This is a genomic window from Mesorhizobium sp. M7A.F.Ca.CA.002.04.1.1 (assembly GCF_004022805.1).
In the GTDB taxonomy this organism is placed as follows: domain Bacteria; phylum Pseudomonadota; class Alphaproteobacteria; order Rhizobiales; family Rhizobiaceae; genus Mesorhizobium; species Mesorhizobium ciceri.
In genome coordinates this window covers 1-1158 of record NZ_RZPL01001093.1, presented here as the reverse complement: position 1 = coordinate 1158, position 1158 = coordinate 1, and the positions used below count along the sequence as shown (strand labels likewise).

The 1158-nt window shown below is 64.7% G+C and carries 1 protein-coding gene and 1 pseudogene; both read right to left on the bottom strand.

Annotated features, from left to right (window positions below; genetic code table 11):
• Nucleotides 1–209, bottom strand: a pseudogene (locus ENZ75_RS32415) (transcriptional antiterminator); the annotation flags it as partial.
• The coding region (locus ENZ75_RS32410; RefSeq protein ID WP_128278644.1) for a transporter substrate-binding protein at nucleotides 206–1158 on the bottom strand (953 nt) is incomplete at its 5' end. The gene ENZ75_RS32410 and the pseudogene ENZ75_RS32415, both read right to left, overlap by 4 nt.

Genomic DNA, 1158 nt, shown 5'->3' with positions numbered 1-1158 from the left:
CACGGAAACTGCTCGTCAAAGCCGAGATCGGCGTCGAAGAAGACGAAATCGGCGGCCAGCGTCTCGGGCGGCAGTTCCGGCCAGCAATCCAGCGTGATCAGCCCGATGGCCGACAATTGCCTGGTGATCGCCTGCACCGTCGGATGTGGGCGATGCAGGATAAACGCCCTGGCGCCGCCGAGATTGGGGATGCGTGGGGCTCTGGTCACGACACCACCCTCAGGCGCGGGCGGCCGAATGTTTTTGCCGGGTCGTAGCGCGACAGATACGGATCCGGCGCGACTTCGTCTTCGCGGCTGACGACCTCGAAGAAGCCGTCCGCGATGCGCCCGATGATCACCGGCAGTGTCGCGTGCTGCGAGTGGGCGTCGATGGCGATCGGACCGAGCCGGGTGGAGAAGCGGCGTTCGGCGAAGGCTTTGGAGAATTCCGCCGGACCGGCGTCGGGATTGCTGGAGAGCACGTCGGCCATCACCTGCACCGAGGCATAGGCGGAGGCCTCGAAGGATGAGGCAAAGGCAGCCGGGCGCGGCGCGAAATACGGCCCGACCGACAGATGTCCCTTGCCGGATTCACCGATCGCCGGCAGCTCACCTTCGGTCAGGTTGCAGGAGATGACGGGGCAAGTCCCGGGACTGAAGGCGGCATCCTCGTGACCCAGGTCGCGATAGGCCGCGAGGAAGGCGTAGGACGAGGTGCCGATCAAATTGTTGAGGATGAAGTTCGGCCGCGTGGCGCGGATCTCCGCGATCAGCCGCGACACGTCGGTCTCGCCGATGCGCAGATAGCGTTCGCCCAGCACCTTGCCGCCGGCATCCGCGATCAGGTCGCGCGCGACGCGATTCATCTCCCAGCCCCAGATGTAGTTCGAGCCGAGCAGGAAGCCGTTGGCGCCGAAACGCGGCACGACATGCGCCATCAGCGGCACCAGATGCTGGTTGGGGCAGGCGTGCATGTAGACGACATGCTCATTGGCTTCGAAGCCCTCATAGGGGCAGGCGTACCAGAGCATGCCGCCGGCTTTCTCCAAGACCGGAATGGTTTCCTTGCGGCTCCAGGAGGTGACGCAGCCGATGACATGGCGTGCGCTGCTGGTCTTGAAGATATCTTCGCAAAGCGTTGCGTAGCGGTCCGCATTGCTTTGCGGATCGCGCTCCC